The following is a 19,061-nucleotide window of genomic DNA, read 5'->3' on the forward strand; positions in this document are numbered from 1 at the left end:
GGAGTCACCGCCCCTGTATCCCGTGGATGAACTCTCCGACGCACCGGTCCGGCACTTCGTCGCAGAGATGATCCGTGAGACGTGTCTCGAGGAGCTGGCGGATGAGGTCCCGTACGCGGTGGCCATCCGGATCGAGGAGTTTCGCGACCGGGAAGGGGGGAAACCCACCTACATCGAGGCCCTGATTCACGTCGAGAAGGAATCCCAGAAGGGAATCGTCGTCGGGGCCGGCGGAAGGACGATCCGAAAGCTGGGGACCCGCTCCCGCCGGAAGATCGAACGCTTCCTCGGGCGGCGGATCTACCTCCGGCTGCGCGTCAAGGTCCTCCCGAACTGGCGGAAGAAAACGCACCACCTTAGGGTGCTCGGATTCCGGGTGCCCCCGCGGGAGAACTGATGCCCCTCGACGACAGACTGCTTGAGATCCTCGTCTGCCCGAAGTGCAAGGGCGAGCTGGAGTACCGTGCCGGCGAAGGCCAGGAAGCCCTGCTCTGTCACCCCTGCCGCCTGAAGTTCGAGGTCGACGAGGGGATCCCCATCATGCTCATCGACGAGGCGAAGCCTCTCTGACCGCCCGCGGCCGGTCCGGCAGCCGCGGCCGACCGGGGGGCCGCAGCCGATCCGGAGGCCGCGGAGGATCCCGGGGCCGCGGTCGCTCCCGGGGTCGACGGCCGGTCAGCGGACGGCTGCAACGGATCGAGAGCGGCGCGGCCTTCGTCATTCCGGACGAGGGGGGCGACGACGTCTTCGTCCGCGCCCGCGATCTCGGCACCGCCGTGGACGGCGACCGCGTCGCCGTGCGGATCGAAGACCGCGGACGGCGCGGACCTCGCGGAACCATCGTCGAGGTGCTCGACCGGGCCCATCGGCATGTGGTCGGCGTCTTCCGGGGCGAGCGCGGGCACGGTTGGCTCGCCGCGACCCGGCCGAAGCTCGGAATCGACGTATTCATCCCGGCGCGCGACCGCGGAGAGGCCGAATCCGGCGATCTCGCGGTCGTGGAGGTCACGGACTGGGGAGAAAAGGGTCCCGGCCCGGCGGGCCGCGTCGAACGTGTGCTAGGGCCCTCCGAAGATCCCGGCGTGGAGGTGCTCGCGATCCAGGTCGGCTACGGGATCGAGGATGCGTTCCCCGAAGCCGTCGAGGAAGCGGCGGCGGCCCTGGTCGCGCGGGGGATCCGGCCGGCGGATCTCGCGGGGCGGGAGGATTGCCGGGGCGAGCGCGTGATCACGATCGACCCCGTGGACGCCCGCGACCACGACGACGCGATCTCCATCGCGCGTCTCGCGGGGGGCGGGGCGCGGATCGGCATTCACATCGCGGACGTGTCCCACTATGTGCGCGAGGGAGATCCGCTCGACACGGAGGCCTGGGAGCGTGGCACGAGCGTGTACCTGGTGGATCGCGTGCTGCCCATGCTCCCCCACGCGCTGTCGAGCGACCTCTGCTCCCTCGTGCCCGGCGAAGACCGGCTGACGCTCGCCGCCTTCCTCACCGTCGATCGCCGGGGGGCGCTCCAGGGGACGCGCTTTGCCCGGGCCGTCATCCGAAGCGCGCACCGGCTCTCCTACGAGGAGGCGCAGGAAGCGCTGGACGGCGCCAGGACGCCGGCGACGGAGCGGGATCCCGGCCTGGGCGAGGATCTTCGGGCGTTGCTCGAGGCGAGCCGGAGCTTCCGTCGGCGGCGCAGGGCGCGCGGGAGCCTGGACTTCGACCTGCCGGAGTCCCGTGTCGTACTCGACGAGGAGGGGGCTCCCGTCGACGTGCGGCGGCGCGAGCGGTTCGACGCGCACCGGCTCATCGAGGACCTGATGATCGCGGCGAACGAAGCGGTGGCGAACTGGGCGCTCGAAAATGGGGTGCCCGTACTCTACCGCATCCACGGAGAACCGAACCCGGAGAAGCTCGACACGCTGCGTCTCCTGGCGGCCGAGTTCGGATTCTCCTTCCCCCGGGGGACGCGCGCCCCCGCGATTTCCAGCGCCTGCTCGACGCGGTGAAGGGCAGGGTGGAGGAGCCGGTCATCTCGGTTCAGGTGCTCCGGAGTCTCGCAAAGGCACGCTACGAAACGGGCAACGAGGGCCATTTCGGGCTCGCTTCCCCCGCCTACCTCCACTTCACATCGCCCATCCGCCGGTACCCGGACCTCGTCGTCCACCGGCAACTGTCCCGGTGGCTCGCGGAGCCGCGCACCGTTCGCGACATCGACCGGGAATGGCTCTCGGCGACGGCCCGGCACGCTTCGGCGCGCGAGGAGAACGCGGCGCGGGCGGAGCGGGATTCGGTGGAGCTCAAGAAGGTCGAGTTCATGGCCCGTCACGTGGGCGATCACTTCGAGGGCACGATCAGCGCCACGGCCCGGTTCGGTTTCTTCGTCCGGCTCGATGCGTACGACATCGAGGGACTCGTCCACGTGAGCCGGCTCGCGGGGGACCGCTACGCATACGATCCGGCGAAACACGCGCTCCGGGGCCGTCGCACGCGGACGAACTACCGCCTGGGCGATCCCGTGGAGGTTCAGGTCGTCCGCGTGGATCGCGACGCGCGACGGATCGATTTCGACCTCGTCACGCCGCCGCCGACACTCGTGTGACGCAGTCCCGGAAAGTTCGCCTTCGGCGGGGAAACGTGGTCTATTTACGGCCGGTGCGGTTCCGAGGCACCACACGCATCACACCCCATGCGGACCTGACGCGCGAGCGGAGGGACGGGAGCCGGAAATGACGGAGTTGGCGAGACGAAAGGAACGCGCGGAGGCGCTGCGCAGCCGGCTCGATGAGCTACGGGGGTATCTTTGAGATCCCCGGGAAGCTGATCCGCATCGCGGAACTCGAGAAGAAGATGGCGGCCCCCGACTTCTGGAACGACCGCGACGGCGCGAAAGAGGTCATCGGCGAGGCGAACCTCCTCAAGAGCTGGACCCGTCCATGGGGCGACTGCTCCGCCCGGGTAGACGACCTGTTCGAGATGGCGCTTCTGCTCGAAGAGGAGGACGACGCCGAGCTGGAGGCGGAACTCGAGGCGGGGCTCGAACGGACGGAGATCGAAGCCGCCCGCCTGGAGTCCCGGAACATGCTGCGGGGGGAGGACGCCCACCGCAGCGCGCTCGTCACGATCAACCCGGGCGCCGGCGGGACGGAGTCGCAGGACTGGGCGGAGATGCTCATGCGCATGTACCTGCGCTGGGCGGAACAGCACGACTACAAGGTCGAGGTGATGGACCTCCTTCCGGCCGAGGAAGCGGGGATCAAGTCGGCCACGCTCGATGTGGATGGTCAGTTCGCCTACGGGTACCTCTCGGCGGAACGGGGCGTCCACCGCCTCGTGCGCATCTCCCCCTTCGACTCGCAGGGGCGCCGCCACACTTCTTTCGCTTCCGTCTTCGTCTATCCGGTCGTGGACGAGGACATCGAGGTCGCGGTCAACGACGAGGATCTCCGGGTCGACACCTTCCGCGCCTCCGGGGCGGGAGGGCAGCACGTGAACAAGACGGACTCCGCGGTGCGCATCACGCACCTGCCGACGGGTATCGTCGTCTCGTGCCAGCAGGAGCGCAGCCAGCACAAGAACAAGTCCAAGGCGATGAAGATGCTGCAGGCCGCCCTCTACCAGCGGGCCGTCGAGGAACGGGAAGCGCGCCGGGCCGAACTGGAGGGGGCGAAGACGCGGATCGAGTGGGGTCGGCAGATCCGGTCCTACGTCCTGCAGCCCTACAAGATGGTCAAGGACCACCGGACGAACCTCGAGGTCGGCAACGTCGACGCCGTGCTCGACGGCGAGATCGACGGGTTCATCCAGGCGTTTCTCCAGGAATCCGGCAAGACGGGCACGTGAACTGCCCCTCCTGCGGCTCCGGCACCCCCGGACTCCGGGACGGCGTCTGTACCGCCTGCTGGTACGCGTCGACCGAGCGGCCGAAGCCGGTAAGGGACCGCTTCGCGAAACTCGCCCGGCTGCGCGAACTCGGCGTCGAACCCTACGGCCGCGCCTTCGACCGTTCCCACGAGCTGCGCGAGGCTTTTGCCACGTTCGAGGAGGCGGAGGCGGTCGCCGAAGAGGCAGCGGACGGGGGGGACCCTCCCGAGCTCGAGGGGGTCCGGGTCGCGGGGCGCATCCTCTCCTACCGCGATCTGGGAGGGAGCGCCTTCGCGCATATCGGCGACCGCGACGGGCGGCTGCAGATCCACATGCGGCGCAACCTCCTGGGCGATGAGGGGTCCGCGCTGATGGATCTGCTCGACCTCGGGGACTGGATCGGGGTCGAGGGGGCCGTTTTCCGGACCCGGCGCGGAGAAGTCACCGTGCGCGCGGAATCGCTGGCCCTCCTGACCAAGACCCTCCGCCCGCTCCCGTTCGGGAAGGAGGAGGTCGGCGAGGACGGGCGGCGCGTCGTGCACAGCGTGTTCAGCGACCAGGCCTCGCGCTACCGGCAGCGGTACGCGGACCTGGCGGTGAACCCGGACGTCCGCGAGGTGTTCCGGATCCGGGGCAGAGTCGTCACGGAACTTCGCCGCTGGCTCGACGCACGCGGCTTCCTCGAGGTCGAGACTCCGATCCTGCAGCCGCTCTACGGCGGGGCGCTCGCCCGGCCCTTCTCCACCCACCACCACCGGCTCGACCGGAAGATGTACCTGCGGATCGCCGATGAACTCTACCTGAAGCGGCTCATCGTCGGGAATCTCGACCGCGTGTACGAGATCGGACACGACTTTCGCAACGAGGGGATCGACCGCACGCACAACCCCGAGTTCACGATGCTCGAGTTGTACTTCGCGTTCGCCGATTACGAGGACGTGATGAGGCTCACGGAGACGATGATCGGCGACGTCGCGCGGGAGGTGATGGGGACGACGCGCTTCACATACGAGGGGACGGTCGTCGACCTCGCCGCCCCCTGGGCCCGCGTCCGGTGGGATGAGGCGTTCTCGGAGGCCACCGGACTCGATCCGCGGGAGGCGGGAGACGAGGATCTCCGCGCCCTGGCAAGGGAGACCGGGCGCGCCGACGCGGACGAACTCTCCCGCGTGCAGATGCTGGACGCCCTGTTCTCGGACCTGGTCGAAGGCCGGATCACGAACCCGGTCTTCGTGTACGGTCACCCGATCGAGATGAGCCCGCTCGCGAAGCCGAAGCGGGGCGAGCCGGCGTTCGCGGAGCGCTTCGAGGTCATCGCGTGCGGCTTCGAACTCGTGAACGCGTTCAGCGAGCTCAACGACCCGGCGGACCAGTGGAACCGGTTCGCGGCGCAGCAACGGCTGCGGGAAGCGGGCGACCAGGAGGCGATGGAGATCGACGAGGACTACGTACGGGCGCTGGAATACGGGCTGCCGCCCACGGGCGGGTTCGGGCTCGGGGTCGACCGCCTCGTGATGCTGATGACGGGACAGACTTCGATTCGCGACGTCGTCCTCTTCCCCATCCTCCGTCCCGAGGAGGGGCGCTCGTGAGCGGAGGGCGGGGGCGCTTCGAGCGTTTCGTCGCCCGGCGCTATCTGCGGGGGACCGGACGCCGCATGTCGCTCTTCGGGGGGGTCCGCGCCGTCGGCCGCTTCCTCCGCCGGCCGTGGCGGCCCCTCGCGGGCGCCGGCACCGTGGACGAGAAGGACTCGAGGCTCGTCGCCTTCATCTCGAGTCTCGCCGTGGGAGGCGTGGCCGTCGGCGTAATGGCCCTCATCGTCGTGATCGGCGTCCTCAACGGCCTCCAGGAGAGCCTGAGGGACCGGATCCTCAGCGGCGGTCCGCACGCGCACGTAATGGAACTCGACAGCGGCTTCCAGATGGCCGACTGGGAAGCGGTCCTCGACCGGGTCCGGCAGGATGACGACGTGGTCGCGGCCGCCCCGTTCGCCTTCAACAACGTCATCCTCACCCAGGAAGGCGACCGGTACAACGAGTCCGTCGTCCTGCGGGGGATCCCGGACGACCCGCAGGGGATGCGGATCGCCGGGCTCATGGAGCACCTCATCATCGGGGAACCGCCCTTCGGGCCGACCGAATCCGGCAACCCGGGCATCGTGGTGGGACGGGGTCTCGCCCAGAGGATGGGCCTCTATCAGGGAAAGCTCATCGCCGCGGCCTCCACCCGGGACGCGACGCTGTCCGCCGCGGGGCTCTCGGTCTCGCTGAGACGCTTCGAGGTCACGGGGATCTTCCAGACGGGCCTCTACCAGTACGACGACGAGCTTGCGATGGCCCCGCTCGCCGAGGCGCAGGCGCTGTTCGGACTCGGCGACGCCGTGACCGGGATCGAGTTCGACGTGAGCGACCCGTGGGAGGCGACGGAAGTGTCCGCGCGCCTGGAGGAGGCGCTCGGCTGGCCCTACCGGGTAGAGGGCTGGCAGGAACTCAACCGGAGCCTCTTCTCCGCGCTCCGGCTCGAGAAGCTCGGCATGGCCGTCGTCCTCATCCTCATCGTCCTCGTCGCTTCGTTCAACATCGTCTCGACGCTCGTGATGATGGTCGCGGACCGCACGCGCGAGATCGGCATTCTCCGCTCGATGGGGGTGAGCGCCGGCAGCGTGGGGAGGGTGTTCACGAACATGGGGCTCTTCATCGGCGTCGTCGGCACGACCCTCGGCGCCGCGCTCGGCGCCAGCCTCGCCTGGGCGCTGTCCCGCTACGAGTTCATCTCCCTGCCGAGCGACGTGTATTTCATCGACCGGCTGCCGATCTCGCTCGCGCCGCTCGATGTCACGCTGATCATCCTCGGATCGCTCCTCATCTCCTACCTGGCCACGATCTACCCGGCGCGAAAGGCCGCGGCGCTCGCGCCGGTCGACGCCATCCGGCACGAATGACGGCGCATCGCGACGGAAGCGCGGCGTCGGCGGTGCGGGCGGTGGGACTGGAGCGGACCTTTCCGAGCCCCGATGGCGGTCTCCTCCCCGTCCTGAAGGGGATCGACCTGACCGTGGACCCCGGAGACGCCCTGGCGATCGTGGGTCCGAGTGGGTCGGGGAAGTCCACACTGCTACATTTGCTCGGCGCCCTCGACCGGCCGACGGCGGGAGACGTCTGGCTCGGGGGCGAGCGGGTGTCGGAACTCGGGGGAGAGCGGCTGGCCGAACTGCGGAACCGGTTCGTCGGCTTCGTGTTCCAGTTCCACCACCTGCTGCGCGACTTCACGGCGCTGGAGAACGTGATGCTGCCGCGGCTCATCGCCGGGGCGTCGCGGGAGGAAGCCCGGGACCGGGCCGCCGAACTGCTGGCGCAGGTGGGGCTGGCGGAACGGGCGAGCCACCGGCCGCGCCGCCTCTCCGGGGGCGAGCAGCAGCGGGTCGCGGTGGCGCGGGCGCTGGCGAACGCGCCGCCGCTCGTGCTGGCGGACGAGCCGTCCGGGAACCTGGACGCCGAGGCGACGCTGCGCCTGCACGACCTGCTGTTCGAACTGGTGGACGGACACGGGGCGGCGCTGGTCGTCGTGACGCACAGCCGCGAACTGGCGGGTCGCGCGGGTCGCGTGCTGCGCATCGAGAGCGGGGCGCTCGTCGCCGCGTGATGGAACGCCGGGCGACGTAACGGAGAAACGGGATGGACTGCGAGAACTGCGGGGAGCGCAAGGCGAAGATCACGCTCACGGAGATTGAGAACAACGAGATGCGTACGCTCAATCTCTGTTCGACGTGCGCGACGCTGAAGGGGGTGTCGGCCGGCGGCGGATCCGCGCCCATGGCGGACCTGCTCGCGCACCTCGGCGGGAGCGCCGGGGACACGCTGTTCGACGAGGCCGGAGAGGCGTGCGAGTACTGCGGCACCGGGGCCGGCGACTTCCGCAAGTCCGGGAGGCTGGGCTGTCCGCAGTGCTACGCGCACTTTCACCGCCAGCTCCGCGCGCTCCTCCGCCGCGTGCACGGCTCTTCGCAGCACATGGGGAAGGTGTACGTGAGCACGGCCCCGGACGCGGACCCGGAGCAGGTCCGCCTCTCCACCCTCCGGCGACGGCTCGAGCGCGCGGTGGAAATCGAGGACTTCGAATCCGCGGCGGACCTCAGGGACGCGATCCACGCGCTGACGGAGGTCTCGTGACGGACGGGCCCGCGGCCGCACCGCCCATCGGGACCCACGGTCTCGACTGGCTGGATGACGAAGGGCCCGACGGAGACATCGTCGTCTCGAGTCGCGTACGCCTCGCCCGCAACCTCCAGGGGTATTCGTTCTCGGCGCACGCGACCGGAGAGGAACGCGAAGCCCTGCTCGAGAAGGCGCGGGCGGCGACGGAGGCCGCGGGCGTGCTCCAGGAGGCCGACTTCTGGGAGATCTCGCGCCTCGACCGGGTGGACCGCCTCCTCCTGCTCGAGCGGCGCCTCGTAAGCAAGGAACTCATCGGCAAACCGGACGCCGGACCGCGTCGCGGCGCGGGCCTCGCCCTGTCCCGGGCACGGACGCTCGGGATGATGGTGAACGAGGAAGATCACCTCCGGCTGCAGACGCTGCGCGGGGGCTTCCAGCTCGCGGCCGCATGGCGCGACCTCGATCAGCTCGACGAGGAGATGGGGGCGCGTCTTCCGTACGCCTTCCACCAGGAGTTCGGCTTCCTCACCTCCTGCCCGACCAACGTGGGGACCGGGCTGAGGGCCTCCGTCTTCATCCACCTGCCCGGTCTCGTCCTCACCCGTCAGATCCGCAAGGTGCTCGAGGGGATGGGGCAACTCGGCGTGACCTACCGGGGTCTATACGGAGAGGGTTCGAGGATCGTGGGGAACCTGTTCCAGATCTCGAACCAGACGACCCTGGGGAAGACCGAGGAGGACCTGATCGACCAGCTCGAACGCCTGGTCGGGCGCGTCATCGGGTACGAGAAGCAGGCGCGGGCCGTCCTGCTGCGCGAGGCGCCGAACGTGCTCGAGGACAAGGTCTGGCGCGCCTACGGCATCCTGTGTCACGCGAGGAGCCTGCCCTTCGAGGAGATGATGAACCTCCTCTCCGGAGTCCGTCTCGGCATCTCGCTGAAACTTCTGAAATCGCCTCGGGTAGACGTGATCAGCCGCATGATGATCCATGCCCAGACCGCCCATCTCGCGCGCGCGGCCGGGCGGCGGCTCGACGAGGCGGATGCGGACGCGTTCCGCGCGAGCTACGTTCGAAGAGCCCTTGCGTAGCACGGGATCGAACCGGTCACGACGCCGGCCGTCGCGTCGGCGCCACATGAGGCTCGGATGAACTACAACTTCACGGATCGTGTTCGGAAGGTGCTCGCCATGGCGCGCGAGGAAGCCATCCGCCTCAAGCACGATTACGTGGGTACGGAGCACATCCTCCTCGGCCTGATCCGCGAAGGGGAGGGCGTCGCCGCCGCCGTTCTGGCCAACCTCTCCGCCGACCTCGACGAGTTGAAGCGGCTCGTGGAGGGGAACATCCGGACGGGGAAGAGCAGTTCGTCGATCGGCGAACTCCCCTACACGACGCAGGCGAAGAACGTGCTCGAGCACGCCATGGCCGAAACGGAGGAACTCAACCACACCTACGTGGGGACGGAGCACCTCCTGCTCGGGCTCCTCCGCCAGGAGAAGGGGCTCGCGGCGAAGGTGCTCGGAGAGGCCGGCATAGGGCTCGACGGCGCGCGGGCCGAGACGCTGAAGCTGCTCGGGACGGACATGCCCGCCAGCGGCACGCCCGCCACGGCCTCCGTCTCCGATCCCGCGAGTTCGTCCGGCAAGAAGGGCGACAAGAAGTCGAAGACCCCGGCGCTGGACCATTTCTGCCGCGACCTCACGCAGCTCGCGAGGCAGGGGAAACTCGATCCGACGATCGGACGGCTGGGCGAGATCGAGCGCATGATGGAGGTCCTCTCGCGCCGCAAGAAGAACAACCCCGTGCTCATCGGCGAGCCGGGAGTGGGCAAGACGGCGATCGTCGAAGGGCTCGCCCAGGCCATCCAGCGGGGCGACGTGCCGGACAGCCTGAAGCGGCACCGCGTCCTGGCGCTCGACATGGCGGCGGTCATCGCCGGCACGAAGTACCGGGGGCAGTTCGAGGAGCGGCTCAAGGCGATCGTCAACGAGACTTCGCAGGCGAAGGGCGTCATCCTCTTCATCGACGAATTGCACACGCTCGTCGGCGCGGGCGCGGCGGAAGGCGCGATCGACGCGTCGAACATGCTCAAGCCGGCCCTTTCCCGGGGCGAGCTGCAGTGCGTGGGCGCCTCCACGCTCAACGAGTACCGCAAGTACATCGAGAAGGACGGGGCCCTCGAACGCCGCTTCCAGACCGTGATCGTCGAAGCGCCGACGATCGACGAGACCGTCGAGATCCTCCAGGGTCTGCGGAAGTACTACGAGGACCACCACAACGTGGAGATCCCGGATCCGTCGCTCTCCGCCGCCGCCCGGCTGGCGGAGCGCTACATCACGGACCGCTTTCTCCCGGACAAGGCGATCGATGTGATCGACGAGGCGGGCGCGCGGTCGAGGCTCGCCGCGCAGGTGCCGCCGGCCGAGGTGCAGGAGTTCCACACGAAGCTCGAGGAACTCGCGGAGTGGAAGGACCAGGCGATCAGCGACCAGGACTTCGAGCGCGCCGCCTACCTGAGGGACCGCGAGAAGGAGGTTCAGGAGGAGATCAAGCGCCGGCGCGACGAATGGGAGCGCGCGCGGGCCGAGTTCCGCCCCACGGTCGACGAGGAGGACATCGCCTTCATCGTGGGCCGCTGGACGGGGATCCCCGTGACCCGGCTGCGGGAGGCGGAAACGGACCGGCTGCTCCGCATGGAGGACGAACTGCACGAGAGCGTCGTCGGGCAGGACGAGGCCATCGAGGCGGTGAGTCGCGCCATCCGCCGCGGGAGGGCGGGCCTGAAGGACCCCAACCGGCCCATCGGGAGCTTCATATTCTGCGGTCCGACGGGGGTGGGGAAGACGGAACTGGCGCGGGCGCTGGCGCGCTTCCTGTTCGCGGAGGAGAGCGCGCTCGTGCGCGTGGACATGTCGGAGTACATGGAGAAGTTCTCCGTGAGCCGTCTCATCGGCGCGCCCCCGGGCTACGTCGGCTACGAAGACTCCGGGGCGCTCACGAAGGCCATCCGGCGGCGGCCGTACAGCGTGGTCCTGCTCGACGAGATCGAGAAGGCGCATCCCGATGTCTTCAACATCCTCCTCCAGGTCCTCGACGAGGGCCGGCTCACGGACAACTACGGCCGGGTCATCGACTTCAAGAATACTGTCGTCATCATGACGTCGAACGTCGGCAGCCGGGACATCGGCAGTTCGACGCGCGTGGGGTTCACGGAGGATAAGGGCGGGATCGACTACGACCGGATCCGGGAACGGGTGTCGGACGAGATCGACCGCGTGTTCACGCCCGAGTTCCTGAACCGGGTCGAAGAGACGATCGTCTTCCATCCGCTGTCGAAGGAGCAGTTGGGCGAGATCGTGCACATCCAGCTCAGGGAGGTGCAGAAGCGCCTCGCGGAGGAGAGGCTCGAGCTGGAGCTGACCGATGCGGCGATCCGTTTCCTGGTGGACCGCGGATATGACGAGAAGTTCGGGGCGCGCCCGCTCAAGCGGACGATTCAGCGGCACGTCGAGGATGCGCTCTCCGAGCGGATCCTGATGGCCGATTTCGAGCCCGGCGACCGGATCCGGGTGGACATCGCCGACGACGAGGACAGCCTGGTGTTTGCCACGCCCACGACGTCCTCGGCGAAATGAACCGCCGACGGCCGCCTGCCGGAGCGGCGGGCGGACTGTGGCTGACGGGCCTCGTCCTCGGGCTCTCCGCGGCGGAGCCGGCGGCGGCGCAGCTTCAGCTCGACCAGTCGTCCGTCCGCGTCGATTCGGTCGTGGTGGTGGGGAACGAGCGCCACTCCGCGAACATCATCATCACCCGGAGCGGGCTCCGCGCGGGCAACGTCGTGCGGCAGCCCCAGATCCAGGACGCGATCCGCCGCCTGTTCAGCTCCGGAGACTTCTCGGACGTCGAGATCGGCGTGGAGGAGTCGGAGGATCCCGAGCGCGGCGTGTTCTACATCCGCGTGGAGGAACGGCCCTACATCACGCAGTACGCGTTCCGCGGACTGGAGCGGGTCGACGAGGATGTCATCCGGGACACGATCGGCCTCGCGAGCAACAGCCCGCTCGACCCCAGCCGCATCGGGCGGGCGCGCGTCACGCTCCTCGAACTGCTGTCGAACGAGGGATTCCCGACCGCGAGCGTGGATACGCTCATCCGTCCGGACCCGGCGTTTCCGCGCGACCTTCTCGTCGTGTTCGACGTGGACGAAGGGCCGCGGCTCGGGGTCACCGCGATCACGTTCGAGGGGAACGAAGCGTTTACGGACGCGGACCTGCGGGCGGCGATGGCCACGGACGAGGAGGGGTTCTTCTGGTTCGATTCGGGCGAGCTCAAGAAGGATGAGTTCCGGCGCGACCTGACGGAGCGGCTCCCGGAGTTCTACCGGGCGAACGGCTTTCTCGACTTCGAGGTCCTCGGCGACACGGTCATATCGGACCGCCTGACCGGGAAGGGCCGGATCGAGATCCGCGTCGAGGAGGGCGCCCGGTACCTGCTCGAGGACCTGAGGATCACGGGGAACCGCGCCTTCCCGCTCGCGACGATCGAGCCCATCGTCCGCCGCGGCCAGCACGAGGCCGAAGGGGACGAGGAGTATCCGCCCTTCAACTTCACCGCCTTCTACGCTTCTCCGGCGGACCTCGGCGACCTGTACCGCAACAACGGATACCTCGGGTCCCGCGTCACGCCGGACGTGCGGCGCGTGGAGGTCCCGGAGGGCGAGGCGCCCCGCGTCACGGCCCACCTCGTGATCCAGGAAGGCCCGCGGAGCTATATCCGCGAGATCGCGATCGAGGGGAACACGGCCACGCACGACCGTGTGATCCGGAACCGCCTGCTCATCTTCCCCGGCGACGTGTACTCGCAGGAACGCCTGATCCAGTCGTTCCAGAACATCCAGGGGCTGAACTTCTTCGAGCCGCTGCCGCCGGACGAGGCGATCGACATCCGGCCGCGCCCGGACGGGGACATCGACATCTCGCTGCGCGTCCAGGAGAAGCAGACGGGGACGCTGAACTTCGGGATCACGGCCTCCGGCTACACGGGGCTCGCGGGGTTCATCGGCTATACGCAGCCGAACCTCTTCGGGCTCGCGAAGACGGGGAGCCTGCGCTGGATCTTCGGCCGCCGGCAGCGGGACCTCGACATCAGCTACTCTGATCCGGAAGTCCTCGGAAGCCACTACTCCGCCAACGTCTCGCTCCGGGATTCGCGCGACCAGTTCACCGGTTTCAGCCTCGGGGACCGCCGCCAGAGGGGCGGCCTGACCGAGGTCGGCGTCCCCATCTTCGGGATACGGAACACGCGCGTGTTCGTCGGCTACTCGCTCTTCGACGACGACGTGCGGGGGCTGGACACGACGAACGTGATCGGGCGGCGGTTCTCGCTCTTCTCCGGCCTGCGGTCCACGCTCTCCGGGCGCCTGGTCCAGGACAGCCGGAACAATCCGCTGTTCGCGACCGCCGGCGCCCGCAACCAGATCGCGTTCCGGCAGACGGGCGGCTTTCTGGGAGGCGACGGGAACTACCAGAAGCTCGATCTGACGAGCGAGTGGTTCGTGCCCGTGGGCCGGCTCGGCGGAGGGCCGGGGAGCACGAGCCCCCCCATCGAACTCACCTTCGGCCTCAGCTTCGAGGCGGGGCTCATCCTGGGCCGGAATCCGTTCTTCACCGAACGCTACTACGCGGGGGGCACGCAGGCGGGGATCCAGTTACGAGGGTACGACGAGGCCTCGATCACACCGTCGGGGCACATCCCGGACAACGCCCCCTTCAGCGACCTCGACCGCGTGGGAGAATCGTTCTTCCGGACCGGGGTGACTTTCGGGATCAAGCTCACGAGCAGCATCTTCATGAGCGCCTTCATGGACGCGGGGAACGTCTGGCTGGACGCCAGCCAGCTCAACCCGACGGATCTCCTGGTGGGGGCCGGGATCGGCGCGAGTCTCGTGACGCCGTTCGGTCCGCTGGGCCTCGACTACGCATACGGGTTCGACCGGCGCGACATCCTGGGCCGACCGGATCCGGGCTGGCAGTTGCACTTCAAGTTCGGACGTGTGTTCTGAACCGAGAGGGATACCGACATGAACTGGATTCACAGGGGCGCGGGGCCGGCGGCGCTGGTCGCGCTTGGCTCGCTGCTCGCGGGCCCTCTGGCCGGGCAGGAGCCGGCGGGGGCGCCACCGGTGCTGGAGGCCGTCCCGCTGCCCCCCGAGGGGACGCCCATCGTCTACGTGAACACGCAGGCGATCCTCCCCGTCGCGCCCGGCGCCGATTCGGCCGGCGCGGCGTTTCAGCAGCTCTCCGTCGAGTTCGAGGGTGAGCTCGACGCCTTCGCGGCGGAGATCGACTCTCTCATCACGGCATACCAGCAGCAGCAGTCCCTGCTCGACCCGGCGGGTCGCCAGCAGAAGGAGCAGGAGATCCGCGACAAGCAGCAGGAGGCGGCAACGAGACAGCAGGAACTGAACGTGGAACTGGACCGGCGTCGCGCGGCACTGCTCGAACCGATCGTGGTCCGCGTGAACGAGGTGATCGAGGAGATCCGGGCGGAACGCGGCTACTCGATCGTACTCGATGTCGCCGCGGGCGTGGTGGCGGCGGACACCTCGCTCGACATCACCACGTCGGTGCTCGAGCGTCTCGGCGTCGATCTCGCCGCCCTGTCGGCCACGCCCGGCAGCTAATCCGGCTGCCACCGGCGCGGCTCCGGCTCCGTTCCCCGAATGCCGGCGTTCACGGTCTCCGATCTCGCCCGTCGCGTGGGGGCGGATGTACTGGGGGATCCCGACCGCCGGTTGACCGGAGTCGCCTCACTCGACGTGGCCGGCCCGGAGGACCTCGCATTCTTCGCTCGTGAAGCGATGCGGGAGGCCGTTCGCGGAACCGGGGCGGGGGCCGTGTTGACCCCCCGCGGCTTCGAAGCGGGCGCGGTCCGGTTCAGCGTCCTCAAGGTCGACGACCCCCAGCTCTCCTTCGCGAGGATCGTGCGGCTGTTCCATCCGGAGCCCGCGCCGCCGCCCGGGATCGACCCCTCCGCCCGGGTCGACGATGGGGCCCGGATCGGAGAGGCGGTGTCGCTCGGCGCGGGGGTGGTCGTGGAAGATGGGGCCGTGATCGGGCACGGAACGTGGGTGGGACCGGGGACGCTGATCGGCCGTGGAGCCCGGATCGGGGCGGACTGCCGGCTCGGCCACGCCGTTTCCATCCTCCACGGCGTCGAGTTGGGCGACCGTGTGCGAGTGCACGCCGGGGCGCGCGTCGGGACGGATGGTTTCGGGTACGTGCCGGGGCCGGACGGCGCGCACAAGGTGCCACAGATCGGCGGCTGCGTGATCGGCGCCGACGTCGAGATCGGCGCGAACTGCACGATCGACCGCGGCGCGCTCGACGACACGCGGATCGGGGACCGGACCAAGCTCGACAACCTCGTGCACGTGGCGCACAACGTGCGGATCGGGACCGACTGTCTCATCGCCGCCCACGTCGGCATCGCCGGAAGCTGCGAGATCGGCGCCGGAACGCAGTTCGGCGGGCAGGCGGGGGTGGCTGGCCACCTGACGATCGGAGCCGGCGCACGCATCGCGGGCCAGACGGGCGTCGTGCGGGACGTACCCCCGGGAGCGGAGGTGGGAGGGACGCCGGCCCGGCCTCAACGGTCGTGGCTGAAGGAGGCCGCGCACCTGAGCCGGCTGCCGGACCTCTTCCATCGCGTCGCGCGGCTCGAGCGGCGAGCCGGCGCGGGTGGCGACGAGGGGCACGTCCGACTGGACGGGCCGGACGATGGAAGCGCTTGACGGCGAAACAGCGCACGATCGCGCGGGCCGTGGAGGTTCGCGGGTACGGAATACACACGGGCGAGCCCTCCGTCGTGAGGCTTCGCCCCGCGCCCGAACACGGCGGCCTGCGCTTCCGCCGCACGGATCTGCCGGGCGCGCCGGAGATCCCCGCCACGGTGGAGTCCGTGCACTCCGCCCACCGCGAGACCGCCCTCCGGAAGGGCGAGGCCGTGGTTCGCACCGCCGAACACGTGCTCGCCGCGGCGCACGGGCTGGCGCTCGACAACCTGTGGATCGACGTCTCCGGGCCGGAACCTCCCGCGCTCGACGGGAGCGCGGCCGCGTGGTGCGACCGGTTGCTGGACGCCGGGCCGGTCGCGCAGGAAGCGGAGGCGCCGAGCCTCCGGATCGACCGTCCCCTGCATCTGAACATCGGGGGGACCAAGTACGACGTCCTCCCCGCGGAGACCGGCCGGATCTCGGCGACGATCGACTTCGACCACCCTCTCATCGGGCGGCAGTCCGCCAGCGCGCGCCTGGAGCCCGTGGAGTTCGCGCGGGAGGTCGCGCCGGCCCGCACCTTCGGCCTGTCCGCATGGGCGGAGGCGCTGCGGGAGCGAGGACTCGCGCTCGGAGCGACGCGGGAAAACACGCTCGTCCTCTCCGGGGACGGGCTTGAAGCCGGGCAGGAACTCCGGTTTCCCGACGAGTTCGTGCGCCACAAGATCCTGGACATCATCGGCGACCTCGCACTCGTGGGCGCGAGGCTGCAATGTCATGTGGTCGCGGAAAGGCCGGGACATCGCGGCAACCTGGAACTCGCCCGCCGGCTGGCAGCAGCCCGTGCCACGGCACAGGGACGCGGGTCGAAGGAGAACGAGATGAACGAGGAAGGGTGATGGACGTCACCGAAATACTGAACATCCTCCCGCACCGGTATCCGATGCTCCTGGTGGACCGCGTGCTGGAAATCGAGCCGGGGCAGCGGATCGTCGGCCTGAAGAACGTGAGCGCGAACGAACCGTTCTTCGCCGGGCATTTTCCGGGCCGTCCCGTGATGCCCGGCGTGCTCATCATCGAGGCGCTGGCCCAGTGCGGGGGCGTCCTGCTGATGAGCGGCCTGCAGAACCCCGAGGACAAGGTCATCTACTTCCTGTCGGTGGACGGCGTGAAGTTCCGGCGGCCCGTCATCCCCGGCGACCAGTTGGTCCTCGAACTGGACCTCGTTCAGGGACGCGGCAAACGCGGGAAGCTGAAGGGGATTGCGCGGGTGGACGGCCGGGTGGCGGCGGAGGCCACGATTCTCGGACAGGTCATGGACCGGTGACCTCGGCGGGCTACGCTCCCGGGCGCCACGCGACGGCCGTGATCGATGCGTCGGCGAGCGTCGCTTCCAGCGCCACCGTGGGCCCGTACACCGTGATCGGCCCCGACGTGGAGGTCGGCGAACGGGTCCGGATCGGCCCGCACGTGTTCATCGAACGGGATACGCGCGTGGCGGAGGACGTGCGCATCGCGAAGGGCGCCGTCCTGGGTTCGGACCCGCAGGACCTGAAATACGCGGGAGAACGCACCTTTCTGGAGATCGGCCCCCGCACGGTCGTGCGCGAATTCACGACGCTGAACCGGGGGACCGCCGCGAGCGGCCTGACTTCGGTCGGGGCGGACACGCTCGTGATGGCCTACGTGCACGTCGCCCATGACTGCCTCATCGGAGACCATGTCGTGCTCGCGAACGGCGTGACCATGGGGGGACACGTGGAGATCGGCGACTGGGGGATCGTCGGAGGGCTGACGGGCATCCACCAGTTCACGCGCATCGGGCGGCATGCGATGGTCGGGGGTGGCGCCCGCGTCTCGCGGGACGTCGCGCCGTACACCCTCGTCGGGGGAGGCCGGACCCGCACGTACGGCGTCAACCGCATCGGCCTCGAACGCCGGGGCTTCGAACCGGACGCGATCCGCGCCCTCCAGGCCGCATACCGGACGATCTTCCGGTCGGGCGAACCCCTCCGGGCGAGTCTCGACCGCGTCCGGCAAGGCGAGATGACCCCCGAAGTGCGGGAACTCGTGGACTTCATCCGCGATTCCGAGCGGGGCGTGACCCCGACCCGCGTCGGACCGGACGACGACCTGCCGCCGGAGCCGCGCGAGGCGACCCGGCCCTCCGTTTGAGCCGGATCCCGGCCGGCGTCGTCGGGGTCGGGAGGCTGGGCGCCCAGCACGCCCGGCTCCTGGCGCAGAGCGACGCGTTCGAGTTGGAGGGGGTCTACGACCGGTCGACCGCTCGGGCGAAGGAGGTCGCGGACGCGCTGTCCGTGCCGGCCTTCGCGGAGGCGGAAGCGCTGCTCCGCCGCGTCGAAGCCGTCATCATCGCGGTGCCCACCGTGGCGCACCACCAGGCCGCGGCGGGCGCGATCCGCGCCGGCTGCCACGTCCTGGTCGAGAAACCGCTGGCCGCGACCCTCGCCGAGGCGAACGAGATCCTCGCGCTCGCGGAGGAAGCGGGGGTCGTCCTCGGCGTCGGGCACGTCGAGCGCTTCAACGGCATCCTCCTCGCCGCGGATCCATGGCTGGATCGCCCGCGGTTCATCGAGTCGCTGCGCATGGCGCCGTTTCAGACCCGCGGGGCGGACACCACGGTGATCCTGGATCTCATGATTCACGATATCGACCTCGTTCTCACGCTGACGGAGGCTCCGCTGGCGGACGTGCGCGCGGTGGGCGTGCCCGTCATTTCCCCCCGGATCGACCTCGCCAACGCGCGCCTCTCCTTCGAGGACGGCACGGTGGCGAACATCACCGCGAGCCGCGTGGCGCTGAAGCCGCTGCGGAAGCTGCGGTTGTTCCAGCGCTCCGGGTACTTCAGCTTGGACCTGGCGGCCGAAACGGGGCATCACTACCGGCGGCGCGATCCACGGACCGGGAACGCGATCGAGGGAGTGGAGGCCCTGGTGGAGCATGTGCCGCTGCAAGCTCGCGGCGGCGAGGCGCTCGCCCGGGAAATCGCGGCCTTCGCCGACGCGATCGCAGGGCGTCCGAGCCGCCTGGTATCGGGTCGCGCGGGCAGGGAGGCGCTGGAGATCGCGATCCGGATCACCCGCGAAATCGAGGAGTTCGTTCATGTCGTTGCTCAAGATCCGTGAGGAGCGGAAGAAGCTCGGAGGGGCGGTCAAGCGGGGACCCCGGACGCTGGTCCTCCTCATCCTCCTCGCGCTCGTCCTCATGCTGATGGCCTACCTCGGCCGGGTGTCCTGACCCCGGAACCGACTCCGCGG

The 19,061-nt window shown here is 69.4% G+C and carries 19 protein-coding genes (1 of these 19 cut by a window edge); all 19 read left to right on the forward strand.

Going from position 1 to position 19,061, the window contains the following annotated elements; all coding sequences use genetic code 11:
* Nucleotides 1-397: the 3' portion of a GTPase Era gene (era, locus tag ACOGI9_RS05495; RefSeq protein ID WP_419858874.1), read on the forward strand. The gene continues 500 nt to the left of window position 1, outside the view; the window shows 397 of its 897 coding nt (coding positions 501-897); the start codon falls outside the window, past its left edge; its stop codon occupies nt 395-397.
* Entirely contained in the window at nt 397-570 is a 174-nt protein-coding gene (locus ACOGI9_RS05500; protein ID WP_419858875.1) for a Trm112 family protein, read from the forward strand. Before era ends, ACOGI9_RS05500 begins: the two co-directional genes overlap by 1 nt.
* A 116-nt stretch (nt 571-686) precedes the next feature.
* Entirely contained in the window at nt 687-2,000 is a 1,314-nt protein-coding gene (locus tag ACOGI9_RS05505) for a ribonuclease R family protein (RefSeq protein WP_419859242.1), read from the forward strand.
* Nucleotides 1,997-2,593, forward strand: a complete 597-nt coding sequence (locus ACOGI9_RS05510) for an RNB domain-containing ribonuclease (RefSeq protein ID WP_419858876.1) — start codon at nt 1,997-1,999, stop codon at nt 2,591-2,593. Before ACOGI9_RS05505 ends, ACOGI9_RS05510 begins: the two co-directional genes overlap by 4 nt.
* A gap of 127 nt (nt 2,594-2,720) precedes the next feature.
* Nucleotides 2,721-3,834, forward strand: a protein-coding gene (gene prfB / locus ACOGI9_RS05515; RefSeq protein ID WP_419858877.1) for a peptide chain release factor 2 whose coding sequence is annotated in 2 segments (ribosomal slippage) — nt 2,721-2,795 and nt 2,797-3,834 — 1,113 coding nt in all. Because the reading frame shifts where the segments join, the coding sequence is not laid out codon by codon here.
* Nucleotides 3,831-5,447, forward strand: a complete 1,617-nt coding sequence (gene lysS / locus ACOGI9_RS05520; protein WP_419858878.1) for a lysine--tRNA ligase — start codon at nt 3,831-3,833, stop codon at nt 5,445-5,447. The genes prfB and lysS overlap by 4 nt, the downstream gene beginning before the upstream one ends.
* Nucleotides 5,444-6,796, forward strand: coding sequence for an FtsX-like permease family protein (locus ACOGI9_RS05525; RefSeq protein ID WP_419858879.1), 1,353 nt, complete (start codon nt 5,444-5,446; stop codon nt 6,794-6,796). Before lysS ends, ACOGI9_RS05525 begins: the two co-directional genes overlap by 4 nt.
* Nucleotides 6,793-7,497 (forward strand): ABC transporter ATP-binding protein, encoded by a 705-nt coding sequence (locus ACOGI9_RS05530; RefSeq protein WP_419858880.1) that lies wholly within the window; start codon nt 6,793-6,795, stop codon nt 7,495-7,497. Before ACOGI9_RS05525 ends, ACOGI9_RS05530 begins: the two co-directional genes overlap by 4 nt.
* Before the next feature lie 32 nt (nt 7,498-7,529).
* The gene (locus ACOGI9_RS05535) at nt 7,530-8,024 is read left to right on the forward strand and encodes a UvrB/UvrC motif-containing protein (protein ID WP_419858881.1); all 495 of its coding nucleotides are present in this window, start codon (nt 7,530-7,532) and stop codon (nt 8,022-8,024) included.
* On the forward strand, nt 8,021-9,097 hold the full coding sequence (locus ACOGI9_RS05540; protein WP_419858882.1) for an ATP--guanido phosphotransferase: 1,077 nt from the start codon (nt 8,021-8,023) through the stop codon (nt 9,095-9,097). The genes ACOGI9_RS05535 and ACOGI9_RS05540 overlap by 4 nt, the downstream gene beginning before the upstream one ends.
* 57 nt (nt 9,098-9,154) lie before the next feature.
* Nucleotides 9,155-11,644: an ATP-dependent Clp protease ATP-binding subunit gene (locus tag ACOGI9_RS05545; RefSeq protein ID WP_419858883.1), complete on the forward strand. Its 2,490-nt coding sequence runs from the start codon at nt 9,155-9,157 to the stop codon at nt 11,642-11,644.
* Nucleotides 11,641-14,070, forward strand: coding sequence for an outer membrane protein assembly factor BamA (gene bamA / locus ACOGI9_RS05550; protein ID WP_419858884.1), 2,430 nt, complete (start codon nt 11,641-11,643; stop codon nt 14,068-14,070). Before ACOGI9_RS05545 ends, bamA begins: the two co-directional genes overlap by 4 nt.
* Nucleotides 14,071-14,088: 18 nt before the next feature.
* On the forward strand, nt 14,089-14,691 hold the full coding sequence (locus ACOGI9_RS05555; protein WP_419858885.1) for an OmpH family outer membrane protein: 603 nt from the start codon (nt 14,089-14,091) through the stop codon (nt 14,689-14,691).
* A gap of 39 nt (nt 14,692-14,730) precedes the next feature.
* Nucleotides 14,731-15,801: a UDP-3-O-(3-hydroxymyristoyl)glucosamine N-acyltransferase gene (gene lpxD, locus ACOGI9_RS05560; RefSeq protein ID WP_419858886.1), complete on the forward strand. Its 1,071-nt coding sequence runs from the start codon at nt 14,731-14,733 to the stop codon at nt 15,799-15,801.
* Complete coding sequence (gene lpxC, locus ACOGI9_RS05565) at nt 15,798-16,682, forward strand: UDP-3-O-acyl-N-acetylglucosamine deacetylase (protein WP_419858887.1); 885 nt, start codon at nt 15,798-15,800, stop codon at nt 16,680-16,682. Before lpxD ends, lpxC begins: the two co-directional genes overlap by 4 nt.
* The gene (gene fabZ / locus ACOGI9_RS05570) at nt 16,682-17,110 is read left to right on the forward strand and encodes a 3-hydroxyacyl-ACP dehydratase FabZ (RefSeq protein WP_419858888.1); all 429 of its coding nucleotides are present in this window, start codon (nt 16,682-16,684) and stop codon (nt 17,108-17,110) included. The genes lpxC and fabZ overlap by 1 nt, the downstream gene beginning before the upstream one ends.
* Nucleotides 17,107-17,958 carry an acyl-ACP--UDP-N-acetylglucosamine O-acyltransferase gene (lpxA, locus tag ACOGI9_RS05575; RefSeq protein WP_419858889.1) on the forward strand — a complete coding sequence of 284 codons (852 nt, stop codon included), beginning with the start codon at nt 17,107-17,109 and terminating at the stop codon, nt 17,956-17,958. Before fabZ ends, lpxA begins: the two co-directional genes overlap by 4 nt.
* Nucleotides 17,955-18,929, forward strand: a complete 975-nt coding sequence (locus ACOGI9_RS05580; RefSeq protein ID WP_419858890.1) for a Gfo/Idh/MocA family protein — start codon at nt 17,955-17,957, stop codon at nt 18,927-18,929. The genes lpxA and ACOGI9_RS05580 overlap by 4 nt, the downstream gene beginning before the upstream one ends.
* Nucleotides 18,907-19,041, forward strand: a complete 135-nt coding sequence (locus tag ACOGI9_RS05585) for a hypothetical protein (protein WP_310778316.1) — start codon at nt 18,907-18,909, stop codon at nt 19,039-19,041. The genes ACOGI9_RS05580 and ACOGI9_RS05585 overlap by 23 nt, the downstream gene beginning before the upstream one ends.
* The last annotated feature ends 20 nt before the right edge of the window (nt 19,042-19,061 follow it).

The sequence above is a fragment of the Candidatus Palauibacter irciniicola genome (assembly GCF_965208695.1).
GTDB lineage: Bacteria > Gemmatimonadota > Gemmatimonadetes > Palauibacterales > Palauibacteraceae > Palauibacter > Palauibacter irciniicola.